This window comes from Streptomyces sp. NPDC127092, from assembly GCF_042722475.1.
Lineage (GTDB): Bacteria > Actinomycetota > Actinomycetes > Streptomycetales > Streptomycetaceae > Streptomyces.
Genome location: NZ_JBHXFE010000234.1, coordinates 1 through 1,394, shown reverse-complemented (window position 1 = coordinate 1,394; position 1,394 = coordinate 1). Strand labels below are relative to the sequence as shown.

General features: G+C 69.8%; 1 protein-coding gene. It reads left to right on the top strand.

Features of this window, described 5'->3' with window-relative positions:
* Positions 1–86 precede the first annotated feature (86 nt).
* On the top strand, positions 87–1,394 hold a 1,308-nt coding region (locus ACFWJO_RS39235), incomplete at its 3' end, for a class I tRNA ligase family protein (protein ID WP_386873021.1).

Genomic DNA, 1,394 nt, shown 5'->3' with positions numbered 1-1,394 from the left:
ACTGATTCTTCTTCTATGACGGCCCGGCCTTCGCCAAAGGCATGTCGCAAGGCGGCGACGTGCTCATCGGGTACCTTGAGGACCCTTTGTTCCGCGACCATACGCACCAAGGCCGCCGCGGGGAGACCTTCACCGTCAACGGCCGTGACCTCGGCGTCGAGGGCGCCCACCGCATCCTCGTGGACGACTACGTCTCCACCGAGGACGGCACCGGCGTGGTCCACCAGGCGCCGGCCTACGGTGAGGACGATCAGCGCGTGTGCGAGGCCAACGGCATCCCCGTGCTGCTCTCCGTGGACTCCGGTGCCCGGTTCCTGCCGCTGTTCGCCCACGAGGACGTCGGGCGCGGCGACCTGCGCGAGATCGCCGGCGTGCAGGTCTTCGAGGCCAACCGCACGATCATCCGCGCCCTGCGCGCCCTGGGCCGCGTGGCCCGCGAAGCCTCCTACGAGCACTCCTACCCGCACTGCTGGCGGTGCCGCACGCCCCTGATCTACCGCGCGGTGACGTCCTGGTACGTCAAGGTCACCCAGATCAAGGAGCGCATGCTCGAGCTGAACGAGGAGATCACCTGGATCCCCGGCAACGTGAAGCACGGGCAGTTCGGCACGTGGGTCGCCAACGCGCGCGACTGGTCCATCTCCCGCAACCGGTACTGGGGCTCGCCCATCCCGGTGTGGGAGTCCGACCACCCCGACTTCCCCCGCCAGGAGGTCTACGGCTCGCTCGCGGAGATCGAGGAGGCCTTCGGCCGCCTGCCGCGCAACGCCCAGGGCGAGGTGGACCTGCACCGCCCGTGGGTGGACGACCTCACCCGCCCCCACCCGGACCCCGAGGCCGCCGCGGCCGGTGCGGTCATGCGCCGGGTCGAGGACGTGCTGGACGTCTGGTTCGACTCCGGCTCCATGCCGTACGCCCAGGTGCACTACCCGTTCGAGCGCGCGGACTGGTTCCCCACGCACAACCCGGCGGACTTCATCGTGGAGTACATCGGCCAGACGCGCGGCTGGTTCTACACCATGCACATCCTGGCGACCGCCCTGTTCGACCGGCCGGCCTTCTCCCACGTGATCTCGCACGGCATCGTGCTCGGCTCGGACGGACAGAAGATGTCCAAGTCGCTGCGCAACTACCCGGACGTCACGGAGGTCCTGGACCGCGACGGCGCGGACGCCATGCGCTGGTTCCTCATGGCCAGCCCCATCCTGCGCGGCGGCAACCTGATCGTCACGGAGGAGGGCATCCGCGAGGGCGTCCGCCAGGTGCTGCTGCCGGCGTGGAACGCCTACCACTTCTTCACCCTGTACGCGAACACCGCGCACGACGGCGGCGCCCGCCCCGACGGGTACCGCGCGCAGGAGCGGCACACCGCCGAGGACCCCCTGGACCAGTAC